24 protein-coding genes are annotated in these 22638 nt (G+C 67.1%); 5 read left to right on the forward strand and 19 right to left on the reverse strand.

Features of this window, described 5'->3' with window-relative positions; all coding sequences use genetic code 11:
- Positions 1–12 precede the first annotated feature (12 nt).
- The gene (locus AB5J73_RS05255) at positions 13–1305 is read right to left on the reverse strand and encodes a PhoH family protein (RefSeq protein WP_370968575.1); all 1293 of its coding nucleotides are present in this window, start codon (positions 1303–1305) and stop codon (positions 13–15) included.
- A 723-nt stretch (positions 1306–2028) separates the two neighbouring features.
- Between AB5J73_RS05255 and AB5J73_RS05260 the strand changes: the two genes are divergently transcribed.
- Entirely contained in the window at positions 2029–2277 is a 249-nt protein-coding gene (locus AB5J73_RS05260; protein ID WP_086683841.1) for a hypothetical protein, read from the forward strand.
- 50 nt (positions 2278–2327) lie between these two features.
- Here AB5J73_RS05260 and AB5J73_RS05265 read toward each other — a convergent pair whose 3' ends face one another.
- Complete coding sequence (locus AB5J73_RS05265) at positions 2328–3104, reverse strand: isoprenyl transferase (RefSeq protein WP_370968576.1); 777 nt, start codon at positions 3102–3104, stop codon at positions 2328–2330.
- A gap of 112 nt (positions 3105–3216) precedes the next feature.
- Between AB5J73_RS05265 and AB5J73_RS05270 the strand changes: the two genes are divergently transcribed.
- Complete coding sequence (locus AB5J73_RS05270; protein WP_125313536.1) at positions 3217–3858, forward strand: hemolysin III family protein; 642 nt, start codon at positions 3217–3219, stop codon at positions 3856–3858.
- 27 nt (positions 3859–3885) lie between these two features.
- Here AB5J73_RS05270 and AB5J73_RS05275 read toward each other — a convergent pair whose 3' ends face one another.
- The 9 genes from AB5J73_RS05275 to AB5J73_RS05315 all read right to left on the reverse strand — a co-directional run bounded on the left by AB5J73_RS05275 (position 3886) and on the right by AB5J73_RS05315 (position 10650).
- The gene (locus tag AB5J73_RS05275; RefSeq protein WP_370968577.1) at positions 3886–5121 is read right to left on the reverse strand and encodes a tyrosine-type recombinase/integrase; all 1236 of its coding nucleotides are present in this window, start codon (positions 5119–5121) and stop codon (positions 3886–3888) included.
- A 25-nt stretch (positions 5122–5146) separates the two neighbouring features.
- Positions 5147–5332 carry a helix-turn-helix domain-containing protein gene (locus AB5J73_RS05280; protein WP_348951093.1) on the reverse strand — a complete coding sequence of 62 codons (186 nt, stop codon included), beginning with the start codon at positions 5330–5332 and terminating at the stop codon, positions 5147–5149.
- 12 nt (positions 5333–5344) lie between these two features.
- The gene (locus tag AB5J73_RS05285; protein WP_370968578.1) at positions 5345–6949 is read right to left on the reverse strand and encodes a replication initiator; all 1605 of its coding nucleotides are present in this window, start codon (positions 6947–6949) and stop codon (positions 5345–5347) included.
- Positions 6949–7335, reverse strand: coding sequence for a hypothetical protein (locus tag AB5J73_RS05290; RefSeq protein WP_370968579.1), 387 nt, complete (start codon positions 7333–7335; stop codon positions 6949–6951). The genes AB5J73_RS05285 and AB5J73_RS05290 overlap by 1 nt, the downstream gene beginning before the upstream one ends.
- Positions 7332–8885, reverse strand: a complete 1554-nt coding sequence (locus AB5J73_RS05295; RefSeq protein ID WP_370968580.1) for an FtsK/SpoIIIE domain-containing protein — start codon at positions 8883–8885, stop codon at positions 7332–7334. Before AB5J73_RS05295 ends, AB5J73_RS05290 begins: the two co-directional genes overlap by 4 nt.
- Positions 8886–9220: 335 nt before the next feature.
- Positions 9221–9472 carry an AMED_5909 family protein gene (locus tag AB5J73_RS05300; protein ID WP_370968581.1) on the reverse strand — a complete coding sequence of 84 codons (252 nt, stop codon included), beginning with the start codon at positions 9470–9472 and terminating at the stop codon, positions 9221–9223.
- Entirely contained in the window at positions 9453–9719 is a 267-nt protein-coding gene (locus AB5J73_RS05305; protein WP_370968582.1) for a hypothetical protein, read from the reverse strand. The genes AB5J73_RS05300 and AB5J73_RS05305 overlap by 20 nt, the downstream gene beginning before the upstream one ends.
- Positions 9720–9965: 246 nt before the next feature.
- Positions 9966–10403 carry a hypothetical protein gene (locus tag AB5J73_RS05310; RefSeq protein ID WP_370968583.1) on the reverse strand — a complete coding sequence of 146 codons (438 nt, stop codon included), beginning with the start codon at positions 10401–10403 and terminating at the stop codon, positions 9966–9968.
- 22 nt (positions 10404–10425) lie between these two features.
- Entirely contained in the window at positions 10426–10650 is a 225-nt protein-coding gene (locus AB5J73_RS05315; RefSeq protein WP_072476542.1) for a hypothetical protein, read from the reverse strand.
- Positions 10651–10886: 236 nt separating this feature from the next.
- Here AB5J73_RS05315 and AB5J73_RS05320 point away from each other — a divergent pair, with 236 nt between their 5' ends.
- Together AB5J73_RS05320 and AB5J73_RS05325 are read left to right on the forward strand one after the other, a co-directional pair.
- A complete protein-coding gene (locus tag AB5J73_RS05320; RefSeq protein WP_370968584.1) occupies positions 10887–11630 on the forward strand; it encodes a DUF5919 domain-containing protein in 744 nt (247 codons plus the stop codon).
- An 8-nt stretch (positions 11631–11638) separates the two neighbouring features.
- Entirely contained in the window at positions 11639–12109 is a 471-nt protein-coding gene (locus AB5J73_RS05325) for an NUDIX hydrolase (protein ID WP_370968585.1), read from the forward strand.
- 64 nt (positions 12110–12173) lie between these two features.
- Here the strand turns inward: AB5J73_RS05325 and AB5J73_RS05330 are convergent, their stop codons facing one another.
- From AB5J73_RS05330 to AB5J73_RS05350, 5 genes are all read right to left on the reverse strand, one after another.
- Positions 12174–12731 carry an HNH endonuclease gene (locus AB5J73_RS05330; RefSeq protein ID WP_370968586.1) on the reverse strand — a complete coding sequence of 186 codons (558 nt, stop codon included), beginning with the start codon at positions 12729–12731 and terminating at the stop codon, positions 12174–12176.
- A 78-nt stretch (positions 12732–12809) separates the two neighbouring features.
- Positions 12810–13412 (reverse strand): HEPN domain-containing protein, encoded by a 603-nt coding sequence (locus AB5J73_RS05335; RefSeq protein WP_370968587.1) that lies wholly within the window; start codon positions 13410–13412, stop codon positions 12810–12812.
- Between the two features lie 5 nt (positions 13413–13417).
- On the reverse strand, positions 13418–14452 hold the full coding sequence (locus AB5J73_RS05340; RefSeq protein WP_370968588.1) for a ParA family protein: 1035 nt from the start codon (positions 14450–14452) through the stop codon (positions 13418–13420).
- A 645-nt stretch (positions 14453–15097) separates the two neighbouring features.
- Entirely contained in the window at positions 15098–17731 is a 2634-nt protein-coding gene (locus AB5J73_RS05345) for an XRE family transcriptional regulator (RefSeq protein ID WP_370968589.1), read from the reverse strand.
- A 106-nt stretch (positions 17732–17837) separates the two neighbouring features.
- Positions 17838–18311: a carboxymuconolactone decarboxylase family protein gene (locus AB5J73_RS05350; protein WP_370968590.1), complete on the reverse strand. Its 474-nt coding sequence runs from the start codon at positions 18309–18311 to the stop codon at positions 17838–17840.
- 297 nt (positions 18312–18608) lie between these two features.
- On the opposite strand from AB5J73_RS05350, the gene AB5J73_RS05355 reads away from it, so the two are divergent.
- Positions 18609–19403 (forward strand): PRC and DUF2382 domain-containing protein, encoded by a 795-nt coding sequence (locus AB5J73_RS05355; protein WP_370968591.1) that lies wholly within the window; start codon positions 18609–18611, stop codon positions 19401–19403.
- Between the two features lie 44 nt (positions 19404–19447).
- On the opposite strand, the gene AB5J73_RS05360 is transcribed toward AB5J73_RS05355, so the two are convergent.
- From AB5J73_RS05360 to AB5J73_RS05370, 3 genes are all read right to left on the reverse strand, one after another.
- Positions 19448–19906, reverse strand: a complete 459-nt coding sequence (locus AB5J73_RS05360; protein ID WP_370968592.1) for a hypothetical protein — start codon at positions 19904–19906, stop codon at positions 19448–19450.
- A 102-nt stretch (positions 19907–20008) separates the two neighbouring features.
- A complete protein-coding gene (locus tag AB5J73_RS05365; protein ID WP_370968593.1) occupies positions 20009–21898 on the reverse strand; it encodes an acyl-CoA dehydrogenase in 1890 nt (629 codons plus the stop codon).
- Between the two features lie 115 nt (positions 21899–22013).
- Positions 22014–22571 carry a hypothetical protein gene (locus tag AB5J73_RS05370; RefSeq protein ID WP_370968594.1) on the reverse strand — a complete coding sequence of 186 codons (558 nt, stop codon included), beginning with the start codon at positions 22569–22571 and terminating at the stop codon, positions 22014–22016.
- Positions 22572–22638: the final 67 nt, after the last annotated feature.

Genomic DNA, 22638 nt, shown 5'->3' on the forward strand with positions numbered 1-22638 from the left:
ACGACCCCGGGGTCAGCCGTGGTCCTCCAGCATCTCGGTCACCAGGGCGGCGATCGGCGAACGCTCGGAACGCGTAAGCGTGACGTGCGCGAACAGCGGGTGGCCCTTCAGCTTCTCGATCACCGCCGAGACGCCGTCGTGCCGTCCGACGCGCAGGTTGTCACGCTGGGCGACGTCGTGCGTGAGCACCACCCGTGACGCCGTGCCGAGCCGCGAAAGCACGGTCAGGAGCACGTTGCGCTCCAGCGACTGCGCCTCGTCGACGATGACGAACGCGTCGTGCAGCGAGCGGCCGCGGATATGGGTCAGCGGGAGCACCTCGAGCATGCCGCGGTCGAAGACCTCGTCGAGGACCTCCTGGCTGACCAGCGCGCCGAGGGTGTCGAACACCGCCTGCGCCCACGGCTGCATCTTCTCGCTCTCGGACCCGGGCAGGTAGCCGAGGTCCTGGCCGCCGACCGCGTAGACCGGGCGGAACACCACGACCTTGCGGTGCTGGCGGCGTTCCATCACGGCTTCCAGGCCGGCGCACAGCGCGAGCGCCGACTTGCCGGTGCCGGCGCGACCGCCCAGCGAGACGATGCCGACGTCGGAGTCGAGCAGCAGGTCGAGCGCGACGCGCTGCTCGGCGCTGCGGCCGTGCAGGCCGAACGCCTCGCGGTCGCCGCGGACCAGCCGGATGCGCTTGTCCGCCGTGATCCGCCCCAGCGCGCTGGAGCTGCCCGCGAGCAGCCGCAGCCCGGTGTGGCAGGGCAGCTCGGCGAGCTCGTCCATGCCCCATTCGACCGGGTCGACGGTGCTGCCGCCGAACAGCGCGTCCAGCACTTCCTGCTGGACGTCCACGTCCGCCATGCCCGTCCAGCCGGACGGCGTCACTTCCTGCGCGCGGTACTCGTCCGCCTCGAGACCGACGGCCCCGGCCTTGACCCGCAGCGGGATGTCCTTCGTCACCAGCGTGACCGCCGCGTTCTCCGCCGCCAGGTTGAGCGCGCAGGCGAGGATGCGGTGGTCGTTGGAGTCGGTCCGGAACCCGGACGGGAGCACCGACGGGTCCGAGTGGTTCAGCTCCACCTGCAACGTGCCGCCGTGGTCCCCGATCGGGAGCGGCGCGTCGAGCCGGCCGTACTGGCGGCGCAGGTCGTCGAGCATGCGCAGGGATTCCCTGGCGAACCAGCCCAGCTCCGGGTGGTGGCGCTTGGCCTCCAGTTCACTGATCACGACCAGCGGAAGCACGACGGCATGCTCGGCGAAGCGGGTGACCGCCCACGGGTCCGACAAGAGGACCGACGTGTCGAGCACGTACATGTGCTGCTGGGATTCGGGCGAGGTCGAGGCTTTCTCCGGGCCAGGAACGGCACCGGTCGAAGAACGGCCAGAGGCCTTACGGGGCAAACGCTGCGCAGTCACGACGGCATCTCCCTCGAGGGCGTGTGCACCTCACGCCCGCACTCGCTGGGCCGGGCACCTCCCTGGCTGGACCACTCCCTCTGACCGGTGGGTCAGGTGGCGCGGCCACGAGGGCCGGGTGCCGGCCCCCTCGTGCGTCTCGTGGGCGGCTGCGCCGCCCCCTCGATCACCGTCACGACCAGGGCCTCCCGCGAGGACCCGCACTGATCGCGTGTCCTCACCTCGGAAGGTACCTACGAATGCCGGATCGCGCAGGGAGCCAACACGGTGATTCGCCAGATCGTCACCTCACTGTCGGTCGTCCGACATCGACGTCCGGTGACGGCTACGGTGGGTCACCGGCCTCTCGATCGATGCACACCCGGCGGAATGATCTTGGCGGAATTGCTGACCCGTTGTATTCACAAGATCGATTGAACGCTTCTACCACGTTCGGATGCATCGCGCATTTTGCGCCACGCAGAGAGAACCGGTCCGAGTGAAAGCGCCTGCTACAGGCTCACACAATGGGCGTACAAGCCGTACGAGATGCCTGGTAAGCGAGTAATTTTCTTGCTGCGGGACACACCACCGGACCCCCGGTGCCCCGGATCCCAACAGTTCTACCTAGGAGTGTGCGAAGTGCTGAAGAAGGCTGGTTTCGTCGCCGCCACGGCTGCGGGTCTCATGATGATCGGCAGCACCGCGTTCGCCGCGACGGGCGACACGACGGGCACGCCGGACCCGACGTTCGGCGACGCCTACGCCACGTTCATCGAGGGCGGCGGCGCCCTGGGCTACGGTGCGGCCTCCCTGGTCGCCGGCGCCTACACGGGCATCGCCACCACCCCGGCGCTGATCCTGCACTCGCTGGAGCACCACCACCACTGAGTGTGGCGCGCGAAGGGCCCCGGAGTCCGCTCCGGGGCCCTTCGGCGTGTTCAGGACCCGAAACGCCGGTGCCGCCAGGCGTAGTCACGCATCGCACGCAAGAAGTCGACGCGGCGAAATGCCGGCCAATACGCTTCGGTGAACCAGAATTCCGAATGCGCGGATTGCCAGAGCAGGAATCCGGAAAGCCGCTGTTCTCCCGAAGTGCGGATGATGAGGTCCGGATCCGGCTGCCCCGAGGTGTAGAGGTGCTCGGAGATGTGGTCGACGTCGAGGATTTTCGCCAGCTCGTGAATCGACGTGCCTTCGTCGGCGTGCTGGAGCAGCAGCTTGCGCACGGCGTCCGCGATTTCCTGGCGCCCGCCGTAACCGACCGCGACGTTGACCTCGACCCCGGTCCGGCCTTCGGTGCGCGCGGCGGCTTCGCTGAGTCGCTTGGCGACTTCGCTGGGTAGCAGGTCGAGCGCCCCGACGATCCGCAGCCGCCACGGCGTCCCGGGCGCGGCGAGCTCGTCGGTGACGTCGGTGATGATCTTCAGCAGCGGCGTGAGCTCGTCCGGATCGCGGTTGAGGTTGTCGGTCGAGAGCAGCCACATCGTGACGACCTCGACGTCGGCCTCCTGGCACCAGCTCAGGAAGTCCGCGATCTTCTTCGCGCCGGCCCGGTGGCCGTCCGCGACGTCCGTGAAGCCCGCTTCACGGGCCCAACGGCGGTTGCCGTCGAGCATGATGGCGATGTGCCGGGGATGCCGGCCGGCGGCCTGCTGGATGAGGCGCCTGCCGTAGGCGCTGTACACGACGTCGGACAAGAAGGAGCGAACACTCACGTCGAAGCAGCCTACGCACCCGATGTGAGGCGCGTGACTGAGCACTGCTGGAGAACCTACGCTCCCGTAACCTGGACGGGTGAGCCTGACGACGGAACCGCGCGAGCCGGTAGTGGACCTCCGCCCCCGCCTGCGCGGGCACATCCACTTCTGGACCTTCTTCGGCGCCCTCGCCGCGGCGGCGGCCCTGATCAGCCTGGCGGCGTCCACAGTGTCCCCGGTGGCGGCCCTGGCGACGTCGGTCTACGGCCTGACGGTGCTCGGCCTGTTCGGCGTGAGCGCGCTGTACCACCGCCGGTTGTGGAGCCCCCGCGCGTACAAGTGGATGAAGCGCGCGGACCACTCGATGATCTTCCTGTTCATCGCGGGCACGTACACCCCGTTCACACTGCTGGCGATGTCCAAGCCGACGGGCTACGTGATCCTGTCGATCGTCTGGGGCGGCGCGATCGCCGGCGTGGCGTTGAAGATGTTGTGGCCGCACGCACCGCGGTGGCTCGGGGTGCCGATCTACATCGCGCTGGGCTGGGTCGCGGTGTTCGTCTTCCCGGAGCTGTTGTCGCACGCGGGAGTCGCGGCTTTGGTCCTGCTTTGCGTGGGCGGGTTGTTCTACACGCTGGGCGCGGCGTTCTACGGGTTCAAGTGGCCGAACCACTGGCCGGAGACGTTCGGGTACCACGAGTACTTCCACGCGTGCACGGTGCTGGCGGCGGTTTCGCACTACATCGCGATCTGGCTGGCCATGTACGCGTAGCTGCGGGTTTGTGGTTTTGGATCTTCCTCAGGCCGCCGCTAGGCCGTCTCTGAACAGGGCGTCTACGGCCTTGCGGGTTCGCTCGTGGCTGGTCGGGAGCAGGTGCGTGTAGACGCGCAGCGTGAAGCCCGGGTCCGAGTGGCCGAGGTAGCTGGACAACGCCTTGATGGACTCGCCCGCATCGAGCAGCACCGAGGCGTAGAGGTGACGGAGCGCGTGCATCCCGTCCGCCCGGGTCGGCTTCTCGATGCCGGCCTTCTTGAGCGCGGGTAGCCAGACGCTCAACCGGAAGCCGCCCCGCCGGAAGGGCAGCCCGTCGTAGTCAACCATCAGCAATTTCACCGTCACCGGCTTGCCCTGGGGGTGGACCCACGGGAGGGTGATCTCGGTCGCCGGGAACTGCTCGGCGTAGTCGTCCAAGGCGGACAGCAGCTCGCCACCGATCGGCACCTCACGCGTCTTACCTCGCTTCGGCGGCGCGAAGCACAGGACGTTGTCGACGATCCGGACCTGTCGCTCGATCTGGGCAATGTTCCGCTCCCGATCGACGTCATCGAGAGAGAACCCGAACACCTCACCCTGCCGCAGGCCGATCCCGGCCGGGATACGGACGACCGGCTTGAACCGGACCGGCAGCGCGTTCAGGACGGCTTGCGCGCGCTCCGGACGCCAAGGCTGCACCTGCCGCTGATTCACCCGGGGCCGAGTGACACTCGACGCTTGGGCCGGGTTGCTCACGATGAGCTTGTCCTCCTTGGCGAAGCTGAGGACGGACACGAGGTGCGTGAAGTACAGGACCCGCGAGCGCTCGCTCACCCCACGATCCTGGAGCCACCGGAGCCAGGCTTGGACGTCGCTGGGCTTGACCGCGCCGATGGTCTTCGCCTTAAAGAATGGCTTGAGGTGGTTGGCGAGACGGCTGATCACGCGTTCCCGGGTCGTGTGGTCGAAGGTCTGGGCGGCGACCCACCGATCCGCGACGACGGGGAACAGAACGCGGCCGGCCTGCGGGTCGACGTACTTGCCCTCCCGCTTGTCCGACTCGACCTCGATGAGGAAGTCTTCGGCGCGCTTCTTCTGCTTGTCCGCGAACGACTTCGAGCGTTCGTTGTTGTCTGGATCGAGATACCGCACCTTGTACCGAAGCCCGACGCCGTACAGCTCGGACCTCTCCATGACCGGCTTGCCCTTCTCGTTGAAGAGCAGCCGTCCGGTTTCCGGGTTCCGCGCTTGGCGGTACCACCGGTCCTGAATGTGTCCCACGTGGACTCTCCCTTCTCGAAGCTGGTTACGCGGCTTCGGTGGCCCAGGCCCGCACGGCGGCCGGGTTGTAGCGCAGGTGCCGGCCGATCTTCTTCACCGGTGGCCCTTCACCGCGCCATTTCCACTGGTAGAGCGTCTTCACAGGAACGCCGAGGTAGTCGGAGACGTCCTCGACAGTCCAGAGGCGTTCGATGCTGTGGACGTTGTTCATTGCTCCCCCTTGTCACGCTGCGAGCTGAGTTGCCGAAGTTTCCGGACCCTCCCCCGGCGGTCCGGCGGCCGCGAGTAGCGCCCGGTCGTACTCGGCCTTCCACGTGATCCGTTCCGCGATCGCGCGCATGACCAGGTGCGGCCGGGGCGGGACCTGCGGGTCGCCGGGCTCGACCTTCCGCCACACCAGCCGGGACGGGTCCGGTTGCGGCTTCTCGATCCCAATGGCGGCCAGCGCCTGCTGTACGAACGCCTTCCGGTCGGCCTTGTGGTCGTCGAGGGTCTTGCCCGACCACTTCCGCGACACCAGCACCCGCCGACCCGGCAGTCCGAGCGTGGTCCGCCGATGCGCCCGTCCTTTGCAGTGCCCCGGCGTGGTCTTGCTGCCCGCTCCCTTGGGCTGGACCCCGTAGAGCAGCCAGACCGCGCACCGAGGCGAGCACGGCGTCACCGACAGTTCGGCGTGCAGCCGGTCGTGGTGATCCCGCAGCCGCGCGGTATCGGCCTCGACCACTTCGCCGGTGGACTTGGTGAGGTACTTGGTCAGGTAGCCGATGTGGCGGCCGGCCTCTTCGGTGCCGCCGAGGATGCCCTTCGAGTGCACCTGCCGCCCGAACGTGACGACGTGCGCCGGATCCTCCACCTGGTCCACAGCGTCGTCCCAGCTGGTCAAAGGTTCCCGGGTGTCAGGGTAGAGGAACGCCCGGGTGTCCGGTTCCCAGACCGGCAGCCGGTCCGTGTAGACGATCTGGTCGTGGTTGGGCCACCAGACCTGGTGATAAGTCGCTTCGGTGACCTGCCGGATGACGTCGTGCGGGATCGCCCCGCGGATCGCCGCGTGCAGATGCGGAGCCGTCCGCTTCTGCGGCTCCACGGTCGCGAAGTACTGCGCGTCCCAGCCGACGACCCGGCGCAGGTTCTGCCACCACCGATCCACCAGCGCCGAGAAATGCACAGCGTCCCGGGCCGCCCGCCGGTAGTCGTACCGCGACGGATCCACCGGTGCCCCGTCACGGACGGGACCGTAGGTGTCGCAGGTCAGGGTGACGAACATCGACGGCCGGAACTTGCCCGCGTACTCCCGTCCGACCGTGGTTTTCGCGACCTTCTGCCGAGGCAGGTTCGGGGCGTCCTGCCTGCGCTTGGTCGACCGCTTCACCGGGCGCTTGGCCGGGACGTCGAGGGCGGGCAGCCGGCCGCGCATCCCGAGTTGCCGAAGTTCCGCGTCGACCCCGGCGACCTCCTCCCGCAGCTCGTCGGCTTCGGCCTGGTCGTGCTCGACTACCTCCCGATACGCCGCCACCAGATCGGCGCGGTAGGTCAGCAGCTCCGTGTGATCTTCCGAGGGCGGCTCGGCGGCGAGGACGGGTTCTTTGGTCAGGTGCCAGCCCTCGCGGCACTGGGCCTGCCGAAGCGCCTTCGCCTTCCGAGCGCACGGCAGGCACACCGACTCGACCGTGGACCCGCACGGGACCGGGACATAGCGGAGTTCGCCGGTGGCGGTGTCGCCGACTTCCATCGTGAAGGGCCGGACGCAGACGCCGTGCTTCTCCGCCGTCGCCCGGATGACATCGGCAGCCAGCGGAGTCCGCATCCGCTCGGCGCGTGTCTCGCTCATCAGGCCGCCACCTCCCCGGGCGACGACCAGCCGCGCAGCAGGTACACCGGCATGTCTTGCTTCGCTCCGGCCGGGAGGTCCGGGAACGTGCTCGGGTCGAACCGCACCACGCCGAACACGAGGACCGGGATGCCGCACGGCGTCCGTCCATTGATCGACAGGTGCACCCACTTGCCGTCGCACAAGCGCCACAGTCGAGCCGAGACGTCGTCGAGGGTCTGGGTCCACACCAGCAGCGCCCGGGAGACGTCGGGCAGGCCGTCCACGTCGAGCTGGACCGTGATCGGGCTGGACCAGGCGTTGACGTCCACCGACGCGGCTGGCGGCAGCTGGTGGGAGTCGAGGTGGTCACGGATGGCGTCGAGGAAGATCATCAGCCGGTTCACGCGGCCACCCCCTCACCGCCGTGCCGCAGATCCGCGACACCCCCATTGGTCACATACGCCTCCAGCGCCTTCACCGTGGCGTCGGAGACCCACCCAGCACGGATGCGCAGCGGCTCACGGATGCCTTCACCCCAGACGTAACCGACACCGGCCTCCGAGTCGCCGATCCGGTTCGCCCAGGCACCGCGCTCGTACGCGCCATCACCCAGCACCATGCCCACGTGCGTCTTGGACGTGACCCGCAGGCACACCCGCCGGGTGAACAGCTCCCGGACCGGGACGGTGTCCTTGGTGGGCTCCTGGACGTAGCCACGGACCGAGATCCCCAATGCCCGCCCTTGGGTGGTCAGCAGCGCGACACGTTCCACAATGGCCTCACGGGTCTTGCGGTCGGTGTACTTGGTCAGCGCGCCGATCTCGTCGAACTCCAACAGTTCCAACGGATACTCCCTCGACACCGGAATCGTCCGAAGCCGACCAGCGAACGCGCGCTTGCGCGATTCCATCTCCCCCACCAGGCCGTCAAGCAGCTCTACCGCGTCCTTGCCACCGACCGCGTACCGGGAGAAGATCCCGCGCCCGTAGGCCAGCTCCATGCCCTTGGGGTCGATCCCGGACATGCGCACCACTCCCGCGCGGATCGCTGGAGCAGCAGCGACCAGCGGGCACCACATGACGCTGTTCTTGCCCGCCCCGGAGGCACCGGCGGTCAGGCAGTGCGCGCCGGAGCCCAGCAGCGGCACCCGCCAGTCACGCCCGTACTCGGTCCGCCCGGCCCAGACATTCCGCAGATCCACACCGGTCGAGTCGACGCCGTCCGGAACCTGGGGGCCGGCCACCCCGCCGCTGAGCAGGTCACGGCGTTGGAAGTCGATCGAGACGACGTTGGGGGCCAGCTCGCGAACCTGACAGCGAGCGACCTTCCGCGCGACAGCCAAGGCACGAGCGGCGTCGTCGAAGTCCTCCGGCTTCTGCCCGGCCACCAGTTCCACCCGCACCTCGTCCCAGGAGGCACCAGAGCGGACGCCAAGCACCTTGGGCAATCGGGTGCCAGAACGAGGAGAGGTCGAGCGGGAGAGCGCGCGTCGGCGGCCGACGAGGTTAACGTTCACCACTACCGGCAGCGCCTCGTCTCGTACCGACAGGCCGCAGGCGTGCAGCCACTCCGGCAGCTTCCGGCCGTAGACCGCCCATCGGGCCCACCAGGAGCGCAGGAACCGCCCGTACCACTGGTCGAACGAGACCGAGTCAATCGCCCACCACGCCGTGAAGACGACCGCGAGACTGCCGAGGATGATCGCAAGGGAGAGCCAGCCGACCAGCGCGCACCAAGCGTAGACCGCGACGACGGCGAGGCTGGTCCGCCACCGCGTCACGACCTGCGCGAGCATCCACACCACGGCCTTGCACAGCCACCACAGCGCGACGAACACCACGGCCGCCGCAGCCAGAGCTTCCAGAATCGACGCCAGGGCGCGGCCGATCTTGTGTAGCACCCACACACCGAGCCCCAGCCCAGCCAGAGCCACCACCGCGAAGCCGGGAGACATCACCGACCACCCCGCTTCACGTCGAGGTCCAGCGGCAGCATTCCCGAGCAGGGGGCGCACTGGGTCTCGCCGGGCAGGAGTTTGGCGAAGCGTTTGCAGGAAGCGCAGCGCGTTCGGGTGACCCCCGTTGACGCTCGCCCGTTGTCGTCGTTTAGCGTTGTCATTGTTCACTTCCGCTGGTTGTGGACAGCGCAGGAGCGGCAAGGTTGGTAGCCAGGCACCGCTTCTGCGCCTTAACGGATCACACGCACCCGGAACAGGACGTGCTTCATCACCGCACGTCATAGCGTGCGTTTTTCGCTACTAATGTTGACTTTTCGGTCGTCTACATGCGACTAATCAGCGGGCGTTCCTTCCGCCTGAAGTTCCGCCGAGATCTCACCCGCATTCCGTTCCTCGTATCCTGCCCAGTACAACGCCTCGTGGTGATGACCCCGGTCGACGTCCGCGACAGCCTTGTAGAGCCGTGCGTTGCCGAGACGGAACGCCAGCCACACCGGCGGGTTCGCGTCGTTCGGTGGCCGGCGGTCCATCACGACCTCGTGGGCGTCCAGCAGCGTCTTCGGCTCACCCTTGCGCACGGTCATGCCTCTCCGCGCGGGCTTCCAGCAGGGCCGCCAGGTCCTCGGCGTGGTCGCGGAGCCGGCGAAGGAACACCGCGCACCCCACCCAGGCGGTCTGGTCCTCCGGTGGCACCAGCGTCACCACGCACAGCCCACCAGCCAGCACCAGGACCGGCGGATGCGACGCGCCCGTCCCGGTCTCCTCCACCGTCACCTCGGTCCCCGCCCCGACTGTCCAGCGCAGCCCCAGCCCGTCCCACGTTGCCGTCATGTCCTTCCCATTCCCGGGCCAGGTCGGCGAACCCCTCGGCCGCCGACTCCAACGCCGCCACACACCACCAGGGCAACCCGCGCGACTGCGCCAGCTCGTGCCACGCCCGCGACACCCGCCGAGCAGCATTCGCCGTGTTGGTTGCCGCGACCGGTGACAGGACCGCACGGCCGTGTTCCCACGCGGCCATGTAGTCCCGATACGCCTGCTCCCACGCCTCGACCCGCTCGCGGAAGCCCATCACTGTCACGCCGCCTTCGCCGTCTCACCGGACCGAGACGGCTTGCTCGCGGCCTGCTTGAAGCCGGTCGCGCGGAACACGTAGGACTGGTACTTGAACTCGCCCTGCCCCGCCACGCGCGGTTCCGCCGTCAGGCCGTCCAGCTCAATCGGCCGCATCCCCGGCAGCGCCTCCGAGGTGGTCGGCACCGGCTGGACGTCGGCGAGAAGGGTGATCTCGAACGAAGCCCGCTTCGCCCGAGTCTCCGCCGGATCGGTGACCATCACCTTCCACTGCCGCTTACCCGTCACCTCGTCGACCCGCTGCCGCACCGGGCGATTGGCGGCTCGGTCCTCCCGCGACTGGTACTCGTTGTCCGGCGACACTTCGCCCACCATCACCAGGCCCTGCGTGAACGCGTCGTCGAAGTCGATGCTGAACCGGTGTCCCTTGTCGATAGCCATGCTGAATCCCTTGTGTCGTCTGTTAGTTGGTTTCTTCGGGCGGTTCTCCGCCTCGTGCCGCTGCGGCGTCCAGTGCCGCGCTCACTTCGTCCAGTTCCCTCCGCAGTACGGCGATGGCGTCGGAGTCCACGAGCAGGACCACCGGGAACGCCTTGCCGAACCGGACTTCCGCGCGGTTTGCGTATGTCAGCGCCCGGACACGAATCGGCAGATCAGCCGTGACGTGGATCTGAACCGTGTCGCGCATGCCACGCCGCGCCTACGCCGCACGTCGGCGAGGGACCGCCCGCTTGTCCAAGCCAGCCGGCCGGACGGCGGTTTCAATGGTCACGCCTACCTCCTCGGTGTCCTGGCACCGGGCCTGCCCCGGCAACCTGACACCCAGACTCCGCCAAAAGGCGGGACGTGATCACCACGTGGCGGGACATCTTGGGACGTCCCTGGTACCGTCGAAGACGTCCCTACACGTCCCAAGGGGTGGCGATGCCGAACGAACGCCTGCGTGACGCACTGCTGCGCAACGGCCTGACGCTGGAGCAGGTCGCCAAGGCTGTCGGGGTCGATCAGAAGACCGTCGAGCGCTGGATCACCAAGAACCGGACGCCCTACCCCAAGCACCGGCACAAGATCGCCGCCATGGCACGCGAGTCGGAAACCTACCTGTGGCCGGACTCGGTCGCCCCGGAGCGCAAGGCCGAGACGGCCGCCGCCGAGCTGGTGCAGGTCTTCCCGCACCGCAACGCCGTCCCCGTCGAGCTGTGGGACCGGCTGATCAAGGAAGCATCGGAGACCGTCGAGATTCTGGTACACGCGGCGTTGTTCCTGGTCGAACGCCCGCGGTTCATCAAGGACCTGACGGCCAAGGCCGAGGCCGGCGCGAAGATCCGGCTCGTATTCGGAGATCCCGACGGCGACAGCGTCGCGCTGCGCGGCGAGGAAGAGCAATTGGGCGACGGGACGCTTGCGGCGCGCATCCGCAACGCCCTGGCGTTCTACCGGCCGCTGATCGGCGTCGACGGCGTGGAGATGCGGTTCCACAACACGACGCTCTACAACTCAATCTTCCGGTTCGACGACGAGATGATCATCAACACGCATGTATACGGGTTCCAGGGAGCCCACGCGCCATCCCTCCACCTGCGCAGACTCTCCGCCGGGGACCTCTTCGAGACCTACTCGGAGAGCTTCGAGTCAGTCTGGAACCTCGCCAAGCCGGCCACCTTCTAGGAGGCAGCATGACCCGAGTCGACTACTACAACGACCCGAACGCACCCAAGGCCAACAACATCGCAGTAGCGGTGTCAGCGTTCATCCAGGATGACGAAGGCCGGATCCTGATGATCAGGCGCACCGACAACGACCTGTACTCCATCCCCGGCGGCCAGCTCGAACTTGGCGAAACGTTGGCGCAGGCGGCCGTCCGGGAGGTCCACGAGGAGACCGGCATCCAGTGCAAGGTCACTGAGGTGATCGGTCTGTACTCAGACCCTAAGCATGTCATCGCCTACGACGATGGCGAAGTCAGGCAGGAGTTCTCAATCTGCTTCCGTGCCACCCCGGCGGGCGGAAACCTTCGAACCAGCAGCGAAAGCAAAGAAGTCTTTTGGATTAGCGTTTCGGAACTGGAGAATATTAATATTCATAAATCGATTCGACTAAGAATCGAACATGCGATCAAGAGAAAATTATTGCCTTACTTTACCTGAGAAAAGACGTTAGTCTAACTTCTTCTGTCATCTAACCCCTGGGCGTGCACGCAAATTCACCACATTACTCATCATCCATAGACGGCACCAGCGGTTGCGCTGCAGCCCAGTTGTCAACAAATTCTCTCCCGCTTTCCGTAAACTGATACACGTCAACCAAGGGCATTGGACCCACCCTCGGAGCATGACTCTCCACCTTTCTCAGGTAGCCGTCTCGCAAGAGGTAGCGTACGGAGATCTCGGAGCCGCCGCCGAGGATGAAGTAATCATACGGGTCGCCATCTTCGTCCAACAACTCACCATTCGAGCGGCGTTCCGCATACGCTTCAATCAGACGCTTTTCAATGTCCCCATAGCGATTATTTATGACGGACAAATTTGCTTTGTAGTGACGCAAAGCAACCCGATCAATCTGCCCCGGCTTGTTACCCTTTCGCCGATGACACGTGGGACAGAGGGCAATCAAGTTATCGAACTCATGCTTTCGTACTTCAGCCCAATCTACAATGTGATCTATGTCGACTGGATGCTGGCGGCAAGTTGGTACCGCACACCTATAGCCCGCCTCGATAAAAACTTGCCTGCGAAGCGCGAGAGGAATCGCCGGACGGTCGTCTGCCATGCCAGCATCCTACGCTTCACGGCTCCGCACTTCATCTTCAAAGTTAGGCGGACACGAACCAATGCGCGCACTGAGTCGTCAGTACCAGAGCTTACTGATCCTATAGGTTGCACAAGCGTGCGAGCTGACATGCACATCCGTCACCCTGACCAAGTGACCAAACAAACCTCGTACGAGATCAAGGCAATCATCGGTAAGGCGAGGTTGACCAGTCCTGCCAGTGTTCCACGAATAGGCCCTCATAGGTGCCCCGTGCGCAAAGTGATGACGTACTGTGACTATCTCGTCCACCAGGTTTTTGACTGCCGGACCACCCATGTTTCGCTGGGACCAGTTCCAGTCATTGATCGGATCGTACCCCGTAGAGGTATAGATCAGAGTTCGCGAGTTATCATATTTCGGAGTATTGAATTTTTTTAACTCGACTTCGACTTTAGGAATGAACAGATCCGCAAGGGCCGTATAGCGACTATCAAGAGGATCAGCGACGGCCGCAAGGAAGTCCTTGACGAGGTTTTCGAGATAGGTCTCCCACGCCGCAACATGTGCCGCGAGACAAGCCGCATATTGAACTTTGCGCTCATGAGTCGTAAATTTTCCACGCGTCCTTCGCACATTATTGCGCAAGGTTTCCGCATTAGATACCGATACTCGATATTTGACTCTCGCAGGGGAGGGCATCAGAATCACAACGCATCAACGAAGTCTTCGAGCGCTTCGAGGTAACTGCGCAAAGGATCAGGGTTTACCTGAACCCGCTCACCAGCCACCTGCTTTGGACCCGCAGTCATTTTATGGAGAGGAATACCCAGCATTGCTGACACAATACATGCACCATGATAATCGGGAACGGTGATAAATGCGCTCTCCGGCTTGCTTCTAGGATTCGCGAAGATTGATCGATTGTGCCGATAGATCTTACTTACTGTATCTTCAATGGTATTTGCGACCGCCTGAAATGCCTTACTTGGCTTTCCTTCATATTTTGTCACACGGTTGCTAACAAACGTGTGCAAGAGGGGAAGGTCGACCCCTTCCTCTCGCGCCCTACGCGAGAAGCTGATCCGCGAGTAAGCAGACACCTTGCTGTCGCCGACTCCGTAGACCAGCGCCACCACGTTCTCAATCGCACGACGAGAACTGTCATCCGCAGTAAACGGAATAACGATGTTCCTAGTTGCAGCAAGACCCAACTGCGTGTAAATAGCAAAGCTTGGGTTGCAGTCAAACATAAAGACAGCCGGACGATCACCACTCCTCGCCGCCAATGCGACCGTGAGATCTTTAATCCATTCCGTGACTTTCTTCCATGAATCTACAGGGATTGCCAGTTGAGACGTCTGACGTATTGCCTCAGCCAAGATTTCAAGTAGATTGTCGCCGCATACCAAATACAGATTTTCCGGGATGTTTTTGTTAACAGTCACTGGATGACTAACGTAAGGTTCTACGTTCTCAATCTGTCGAAACGGCGAACTGAGGCGAGCTTCGATGTACCCTGCAACTGTCGCGCGTTCCGGCCTGGAGATCAGCTCATGCATCGCAGTCGGACTTGTCCGATAGCCGCCCAGAAGAATCTCACTCACGTTCGCCTGCGGACACAGATCGATAACGTAGACGTCGACGTCGTCGTTTCGGTGGGCATATTCGGATGACGCAATAAAGCAGAGGTAGCTCTTGCCTACGCCACCTTTGTTGTTCCAGAACGCGTAAGACGTCACCCGAGGGCCCCAACTCTGCTCAGACTGTATTGGCGCCAAATCGTACACCGCCCGTAGTCGTATACTGCCGAACTTGGCTCTACTGGATCAAGGGCGCGCCGCCGCTGGCGGCGCGCCTGTCGCCTACGTAGCCCCTCGCCTGGGCGGCCGCATCCGCTTCCGACACGGCGGGCTGCCGCTCCGCTCCGCCCGCCGGCCGGGCGGTGCGGCCGCCAGCGGGTCACCTGGCGCAGCGCCGCACGGCGGCACACGGGTCCCCAGAGCCAACGTCGGCCTCCTCTGCGAGCGGTCGTGACATACGGGTCGTTCGTGACTCGATCTCCGTTACGCACCGTCGCAAGAGACCTCCATCCCGAAGCCGGATCGTGACAACGGCCGGTAGCACCGCGTCAAGACGATGAAGCGTGTCTTGCCCCGGCACCACCGGCCGCGTGGAGGCTTCGTATCGGGATGCAGGGCAGGGTGTGGCGTCGGTCGCCAGGCCGTCTCCAGGCCGTCAGAGGTCAGGAAGAGGCGGGCAACCGCGAGAACTGATGACAGACAAAACCGCAGCTCAGCGTACCTAAGAGGCGGAGACGCCGAGGTGCAGAAGAGGCCAGGAGCAGATCATCGCGATCTGGCTGGCCATGTACGCCTAGCTGCGGTTCACCCGCGCATGTGAGCGGTGACCGCCTCGAAGTCCAGGTTCCACGGACGTGCCGTCCCGTCCGATCCCGCGCTCAACAGGCGTCCGTCCGGCAGGAACGTCGTCGCCTGGATCGGGGCCAGGTGCCCGGACAGGGAGGCCTCCAGGCGTGGGTGGTGGGGGTTGGTCAGGTCGATGATCCGGACCGTTGTGCTGCGGTCGATCACCGCCAGCCGCCGCGCTCCGGCGTCGAAGGCCGCTGCTTGGAAGCTGCTCGGGGGCAGTGGCAGTGCACCCAGCTCGCGGGGCTCGAGGACGTTGCTCGTGTCCCACAACCGCAACTGCTCGTCCCCGTAGACGTCGGCGATCGCCATGAAGCCCTGGGCCGCGTCGAAGATCACGTTGCCGATTCCGCGCCACGTCGTGGTCAGGCGGGCCTCGTCCGTCAAGGTCCAGACCTGGATCGACGCCGTGTCCCACTCCTGCAAGCCGGTGAACACCGTGTGGCCGTCCGGGCCGAAGGCGATCGACCTGGTCGGGGGCAGCTCGGCGAGTAGCCGGGGCGCGTCGCCGTGGTCGATCGCCAGCAGGCGCGTCGGGTGCCCGTCCGCGCGAAGCGCCAAAACCCTTCCCGTGGGGTCGATGCGGGCGGCCTCGGCGTCCGGGAACGTCGCGGCCGGCGCTGCCGGGTTCGCCACGTCGAAGAGCTCGATGACGTTGTGCGGTCGCGACACCGTGAGCCAGCGGCCGTCCGGGCTGAACGCGATCGCCGGTTGGGGGCCCAGGGCGCCGGGGATGGTGGCCAGGCGGCGGTAGTGCGGCACGTCCCACACCTGCACGGCCGCCGCCGTGGTGAACGCGAGCAAACGGCCGTCGCGGCAGAGCGCGGCGTCCCGGATGGTGGTCGAGAAGTCGATGCGGTCGCCGGCCGCGGCCGCGCTCAGCACCAGGTCACGGGCCTCGTCGGTCGGGGCGATCCGGTACGCCGCCAGCGCCAGGCGCGCGGCCTCGCCGGAGTCGGTGAGGAGGAAGCCACGGCCTTGCGACACCATGCGTTGCGACGTCGCGAGCGCGGCCTGCTCCGTGGCTTGGCGCCGGGCGGACACCCCGTACGCCGTGACGGCCGCGATGAGCACGACCAGAACCGCGACGGTCGTCGTCAGCAGGCGGCGGCGGTTCGCCCGGCGTCGCTCGGCGTTCCGCTCGCCGTCCCGCAGAGCGGTCGCGGCCTCCAAGAACGCGCGCTCGACGCCGTTCAAGCTCGCCTCGTTGCCCGCGCGCCACGTCAGAGCGGCGTCCAGGCGCGCGCCGCGGTAGAGGGCGCCCGGGTCGCGGTCGAACGTCTCCCATTCGCCGGCGGCTCGGGTCAGGCGGCGGTGGACCTGCATGCCTTCGCGGTCTTCGGTGAGCCAGTCCCGCAGACGCGGCCAGTGCCGCAGCAGTGCTTCGTGGGTCAGCTCCACGCTGTCGCGGTCGAGGCTCACCAGGCGCGCCGCGGCGAGGCGGTCCAGGACCTCGCGCACCGCGGGTTCGTCGCCCAGCTCGTCGCGCGCGACCCGCCGTTTCACCACGGGGGAACCGATTTCCGACGCGACCAGGCGGCGGCACAGGTGCCGCAGCGTCTCCCGTTGCGCCGGGGTCAAACTCTCGTACGTCGCTTCCGCTGTGCGGGCCAGCGCGTGCTCGATGCCGCCGGTGCGCTCGTAGCCGTCGAGGGTCAGGCGCATGCCGCTGCGGCGCCGCCAGGTTTCCCGCAGCGCGTGCGACAGCAACGGCAGCACCGCGGGCTGGCTGGTCGCCTCGGCGACCAGCCTCGTGACGAGTGCCGTGTCGACCGCGCAGCCGGCCGCCGCGGCCGGGCGGACGATCGCTTCACGCAGCTCGTCCGGGCGCATCGGGCCGATCAGGATCTGGGCGTCGGTCAGCGCGCCGGCCAAACCCTCGTGGAAGGCGCAGTGCTCGTAGAAGTCCGCCCGGATCCCGAGGACCACGCGGGTACCGCCCACGGCCGAGCCGACCAGCTCCGAGAGGAACTCCGCTCGCTCGGCGGGATCGGTGCACAGGGTGAAGCACTCTTCGAACTGGTCGACCACGACCACGCGGTCGCGTCCCGCCGGCTGGGCTGCGTACTCACGCAGGGGATGCGCTCCCGGCGTGAAGAAGACGTGCTCGCCGGTCAGTCGCGGGATCAGGCCGGCCCGCAGCAGCGAGGACTTGCCGGCGCCCGAAGGACCGAACACCGCCACCAGCGGGCGGCGCGACAACCGGTCGAGCAGGTCGTCGACCAGCCGGTCACGACCGAAGAAGCGGTCGGCGTCCCCGGTCTGGAACGCCGCCAAGCCCACGTAGGGCGGCTGCTCCCCGGGAGCGGTCTCCGAGTCCTCGAGCGCCAGCTCCGCGGCGGTCTCGTGCCAACGCCGTTCCCAGGCTTCGACCTCCCCGCCGCACGCCCGGACGTACCCGAGGGTCACCGGCAGTGTCGGGAGCCGCTGCCCGCCCGCGGCGTCGGACAGCGTGGTGGACGAGTAGTGCGCGCGCCGCGCCAGCTCCCGGTAGGTCGGGGTGCCCGCCTGGACCCGCAAGGCCCGCAGCTCGGCCGCGAACCGGGCCAAGCCGTCTTCGGCCGGCTCCAGCGGTCGTTCTCGTCGCGGCACGAAGCTCCCCGTGGCTCGTCTTTGTCCGGGCTCCATTGTGCGCGCACAGCGAAAGGGGCTTCGCTCGCACTCCCCAGCGAACGAAGCCCCTCCTCGGCAACCGGTCTCAGCCGAACATGCCCGGCTGGTACTCGCCCGCCGGGTTCTGGACGATCACGTTCAAGCGGTTCCACGCGTTGATCATCGCCACCAGCGAGATCAGCGCGCCGATCTGCTCGTCGTCGAAGTGCTTGCGGACCTCCGACCACGTCGAGTCGCTGACGCCGGTGTGCGCGTCCGCCAGGCGGGTTGCCTCCTCTGTCAGGGCCAGGGCCGCGCGCTCGGCCTCGGTGAACACCACCGCTTCGCGCCAGGCCGCCACCATCGCCAGGCGGACCGCCGTCTCGCCGTTGGCCGCCGCGTCCTTCGTGTGCATGTCGAGGCACATTCCGCAGCCGTTGATCTGGCTCGCGCGGATCTTCACCAGCTCCTGCGTCGCCTTCGGCAGGGAGGACTCCTCGACCGGGCGGGACGCCGCGATCAGGCGCTTGACGAACTTGGCGGTGATCTCGTTCTCGAACATGTTGAGCCGCGCTTCCATCGTTCTTCCCTTCCGTCTTCCGGTTTCACAGCCATGACGAGGACGGCGGCGAGGTTGTGACAGCACGGTGAGTGGCGCCGGTCACATCCACACCTTCGCGCCAACCCCGCGGCCCCGATCACGCCGGGGACCGCCCGCCCGACCTGCGGCGACACCACGGACGTGGCCAGTCGGGGCGCCTTCAAACGATCACCTTCGGGGGTCACCCACGGGGACACCACGACGGTTGCCGTGATCGGCAGCGCGGCCGACGGTGGCTTCACCAAGGACCCAACGCGCGAAAGGAGCCGCACCGCGATGGCCAAGACCATGCAGCCCCAGGAGCTCATCGACAGTGCCGTGGTCGACCCGGACGGCAACAAGCTCGGGAAGGTCGGCACCGTCTACCTCGCCGACGCGACGCACCAGCCGGAGTGGATCACCGTCAAGACCGGGCTCTTCGGCACCAAGGAAAGCTTCGTCCCGCTCTCCGGCGCGCACACCGACCGGGACGGCGTCCACGTCCGGGTCGACAAGGACAGCGTTTCCGACGCGCCCCGCATCGACGCCGACGGGCACCTCTCCCCCGAGGAGAGCGCCCAGCTCTACCGCCACTACGGCCTGCCGGTGCCCCGCACCTCACCCGACGGCCGGATGCCCGCGGGCCGCACGGGCGAGACGGGCAAGACGGGCGAACGCGACCGGGCCGGCGACCGCCGGCAGGCCAAGGGCGAGTCCGGCATGGACGACAAGGGCAGCATGACCCGCTCCGAGGAGCGGCTGAACGTCGGGACCGAGCAGGTCGAGACCGGTCACGTGCGGCTGCGCAAGTACGTCGTCACCGAGGAGCAGCAGGTCACCGTCCCGGTGCGGCACGAAGAAGTGCGCATCGAGCGCGAGCCGATCACCGAGGCCGACGGCGAGGCCGAGATCGGCGAAGCCGAGCAGGACGTCGTCCTCCACGCCGAGAAACCCGTCGTGCGCAAGGAAACCGTGCCGGTCGAGCGGGCGCGGCTGCGGACCGAGTCGGTCACCGAGGAGCAGACCGTTTCCGGCAAGGTCCGCAAGGAGCAGTTCGAAGTCACCGACGACGAAGGCAAGCGCCGCCGGTAGAGCCGCCGCGGGGTGGCCGGTCCCCGATACCGGCCACCCCGTGGTCACGACTTCGCGTGCTCGAGGCGGGGCAGACCCGCGATCAGCTGCAGGCCCTTCTTCCGCATCGACGGCGGGAACGGCGGCATCGACAGGGTCAGGACCTGGTCCCAGCCGTGGATGCGGAGCTCGAACTTCACCAGGAAGCCGCTCTTCGGCTCGGTGATCGCGACGTGCGTGCGCGGCACGCCGAAGAGCGCCTTGCCGGGGCCGCCGGTGTGCACGTCGGCCTCGAAGAACAGCAGCTGGCGGTCGGTCAGCAGCAGGTAGAGCTCGCGCTGGGACGTGATCGAGAACATCGTCCCGCCGCTCAGGACCGCGGTCGCGATGCCGAGCGCGAAGTGCTCACCCAGCACCTTCCGCAGCGAGCCGACCTTGGCCATGGCGATCACTTCGGGCGTTTCGCCCGGTTGCATCATCGGTGCGGCGGTTTCCAGCAGACGTCTTTCGCGGCGTGCGCCCATCGCGGGTCCTTCGGGGAGTTCGGGAAGCGGACGCGCAAGGCTAGATCGCCGCCACCGCCCGGTTTCCGCCACCCCACCGAAGGATCCGCGCAAAACGTCCATTCAGGACTTGAGCATCGGCGCCGCCAGGAACTGCTCCGGGATCGCGAACGCGTCCACCAGGGTCCGCGCGTGCGGGCGCAGCTGCGCGCACAACCCGTTCACCGCCGCGGTGACGGCTTTCCCGCGCGACGCCGTCAAGCGGCCGTGGCCCAGGAACCAGGCCAGGTCCTCTTCGATCGCCGACAGCGCGTACAGGTCGCAGACGCGCTCCAGCAGCGTGCGGGCGTCCGGGTCTTCGCAGCGCTCGATCGCCGCCACGAACGCCGACAGGACCAGGCGCTCGACGTGGACGCGGCCGGCGCGCAGCACGTGGTCCTGCGCCGAGTTGAACACGCCGAACGGGTCCGAAGCCGCCTTGCGCAGGCGTTTCGCCACGCCCTCCACGACGTGTTCCTCGCGGTCCTCGAACAGCCGGAGCTGCCACTCGCGGCGGAAGAAGACCTCCGCGTCGGAGCCCTCGGTCAGCGCCTCGACGGCCTTGCGCGCCGACGTCCGCTCCAGGACCGCGCTGACCACCTGCTCGGCGAAGAACCGCGCGGTCGCCAGCGGCGAGAGGTCTTGGAAGTCCTGCTTGTAACTGGTCAGAAGCCCCTTCGCGACCAGCTGCAGCAGCACCGTGTTGTCGCCCTCGAACGTCGTGAAGACGTCGGTGTCGGCCTTCAGCCCGGGCAGCAGGTTCTCCGCCAGGTAACCCGAGCCGCCGCAGGCCTCGCGCGCCGCCTGGATCGTCGCGGTCGCGTGCCAGGTGTTGAGGGCCTTCATCCCGGCCGCGCGCGACTCCAGTTCGCGCTGCTCCTCCTCGGGCGCCGCGGAGTCGATGTCGTGCAGCTTCGACACCAGCTCCTCCTGCGCGAAGTGCAGTGCGTACGTCTTCGCCAGCGCCGGCAGCAGTTTCCGCTGGTGGGCGAGGTAGTCGAGGATGACGACCTCGTCGCCGTCCGGGGTCAGGAACTGGCGGCGGTGCTCGCCGTAGCGGATCGCCAGTGCCAGCGCGCGTTTCGTCGCGCTGCCCGCGCTGCCGCCGACGCTCACCCGGCCGCGGATCAGCGTGCCCAGCATGGTGAAGAACCGGCGGCTGTCGCTTTCGATCGGGCTCGAATACGTCCCGTTCTCGTCGACGTCGCCGAAGCGGTTCAGCAAGGCCTCGCGCGGGACGCGGACGTGGTCGAAGCTCAACCGTCCATTGTCGACACCGTTCAGCCCGGCCTTCGGGCCGCAGTCCTCGATGGACACCCCCGGCAGCGGTTTCCCGTCGCCGTCCCGGATCGGCACCATGAACGCGTGCACGCCGCGCGATTCACCGCCGGTGACCAGCTGGGCGAACACCACCGCCAGCCGGCCGTCGCGGGCCGCGTTGCCGATGTATTCCTTCTGCGCCATGTGGTCCGGCGTGTGCACGACGAACTCGCCGTCGGCGTACGTCGCCGTCGTGCGCAGGTGCTGGACGTCGGAGCCGTGACCGTGCTCGGTCATCGCGAAGCAGCCCAGCAGGTCGAGGTTCATGATCGAGCGCAGGTAGCGCTCGTGGTGCCGTTCGGTGCCGAGCAGCTGGACGGCGCCGCCGAACAGTCCCCATTGGACACCGGCCTTGACCATCAGGGAGAGATCGCCGTAACCCAGCATCTCGAACGACGTGACCGAGCCGCCGACGTCGCCGCCACCGCCGTACGCCGGGTCGAACCCCAGGCCGGGCCGGTCGGTCGCGGCGAGCGCGCGCAGTTGGTCGAGCACCTGCGCGCGGTGCGGCTCGGTGGCGAGGTCGACCGGGTCGCGGAACTCCGTGTCGGTCATCTGCGCCCGCACCCCGCGGCGCAGCTCGGCCCAGCGACCGTCGAGGACGGCGGTCAGCGAGTCCGGGTCCACTTTCGACGGCACTTCGGGGACGTCCACGGCTACCTCCGGAAAGGACTGACGGCAGGCTTCCTACTCGTTGGTAGTAAGCCTGCCGCAGCCCCGTCGGCCCCGCAGGTTCAGCACGGCGGGAAACCCCTAAACGTGGACTTCTTCACGCCAGGTCGGGGCCCTTCGAGCGCAGGTCGTCAACCTTGCTCATCGCCTCGCGCAGCTCGCCCAGCCAGCTGTCGGCGTGCTCGCCCACCAGCCGGACCGCCCACGCCAGCGCGTCCGAGCGAGACCGCGCGACACCCGCGTCCACCAGCGTGTCGAGCACCAGCCGCTCCGGCTGCCGCAGGCGCGTCATCACCGGGGCCGAATGCGTCGTGAACAGCGCCTTCGTGCCGCCGAGGCGGGCACCCCACGCGACCTTGCGCTGGTAGCGGTGCTCCGCCTGGCGCGCGATCTCGATGCGCTCGTCGCGCGTCTCCTCGCGGAACCGGCTGATCCGGCCTTCCTCCGCCGCCGCGCGGGCCGCGTCGTCGGCGTGTTCTCCGCTCAACGCCGGCAGCTCGCCGACCACGATGATCTCCTCGCGGTCGACCGTCACCTCCGGGGCTCCGGTGAACCAGCCGTCGGGCAGACGCCCGCCGAACCAGGCCGCCGCGTCTTCCGCCGAAGGCACTTCGGCCTGCTGCCAGCCTCGGCTACCTCGCCAGCCTCGTCCCATGGTCGCCACCTCCGCGATTACATGATTACAACGCTGCTGACGCTACGCCGAATGCAAGAGCAACAGG

The organism is Amycolatopsis sp. cg9 (assembly GCF_041346945.1).
GTDB lineage: Bacteria > Actinomycetota > Actinomycetes > Mycobacteriales > Pseudonocardiaceae > Amycolatopsis.

What these genes read in the sequence shown, in the direction of transcription:
- AB5J73_RS05255 (WP_370968575.1), bottom strand. Translation starts at nt 1,305, where the DNA reads ATGTACGTGCTCGACACGTCGGTCCTCTTGTCGGACCCGTGGGCGGTC.
- AB5J73_RS05280 (WP_348951093.1), bottom strand. Translation starts at nt 5,332, where the DNA reads ATGAACAACGTCCACAGCATCGAACGCCTCTGGACTGTCGAGGACGTC.
- AB5J73_RS05285 (WP_370968578.1), bottom strand. Translation starts at nt 6,949, where the DNA reads ATGAGCGAGACACGCGCCGAGCGGATGCGGACTCCGCTGGCTGCCGAT.
- AB5J73_RS05295 (WP_370968580.1), bottom strand. Translation starts at nt 8,885, where the DNA reads ATGTCTCCCGGCTTCGCGGTGGTGGCTCTGGCTGGGCTGGGGCTCGGT.
- AB5J73_RS05300 (WP_370968581.1), bottom strand. Translation starts at nt 9,472, where the DNA reads ATGACCGTGCGCAAGGGTGAGCCGAAGACGCTGCTGGACGCCCACGAG.
- AB5J73_RS05305 (WP_370968582.1), bottom strand. Translation starts at nt 9,719, where the DNA reads ATGACGGCAACGTGGGACGGGCTGGGGCTGCGCTGGACAGTCGGGGCG.
- AB5J73_RS05310 (WP_370968583.1), bottom strand. Translation starts at nt 10,403, where the DNA reads ATGGCTATCGACAAGGGACACCGGTTCAGCATCGACTTCGACGACGCG.
- AB5J73_RS05315 (WP_072476542.1), bottom strand. Translation starts at nt 10,650, where the DNA reads ATGCGCGACACGGTTCAGATCCACGTCACGGCTGATCTGCCGATTCGT.
- AB5J73_RS05320 (WP_370968584.1), top strand. Translation starts at nt 10,887, where the DNA reads ATGCCGAACGAACGCCTGCGTGACGCACTGCTGCGCAACGGCCTGACG.
- AB5J73_RS05325 (WP_370968585.1), top strand. Translation starts at nt 11,639, where the DNA reads ATGACCCGAGTCGACTACTACAACGACCCGAACGCACCCAAGGCCAAC.
- AB5J73_RS05330 (WP_370968586.1), bottom strand. Translation starts at nt 12,731, where the DNA reads ATGGCAGACGACCGTCCGGCGATTCCTCTCGCGCTTCGCAGGCAAGTT.
- AB5J73_RS05335 (WP_370968587.1), bottom strand. Translation starts at nt 13,412, where the DNA reads ATGCCCTCCCCTGCGAGAGTCAAATATCGAGTATCGGTATCTAATGCG.
- AB5J73_RS05350 (WP_370968590.1), bottom strand. Translation starts at nt 18,311, where the DNA reads ATGGAAGCGCGGCTCAACATGTTCGAGAACGAGATCACCGCCAAGTTC.
- AB5J73_RS05355 (WP_370968591.1), top strand. Translation starts at nt 18,609, where the DNA reads ATGGCCAAGACCATGCAGCCCCAGGAGCTCATCGACAGTGCCGTGGTC.
- AB5J73_RS05360 (WP_370968592.1), bottom strand. Translation starts at nt 19,906, where the DNA reads ATGGGCGCACGCCGCGAAAGACGTCTGCTGGAAACCGCCGCACCGATG.
- AB5J73_RS05370 (WP_370968594.1), bottom strand. Translation starts at nt 22,571, where the DNA reads ATGGGACGAGGCTGGCGAGGTAGCCGAGGCTGGCAGCAGGCCGAAGTG.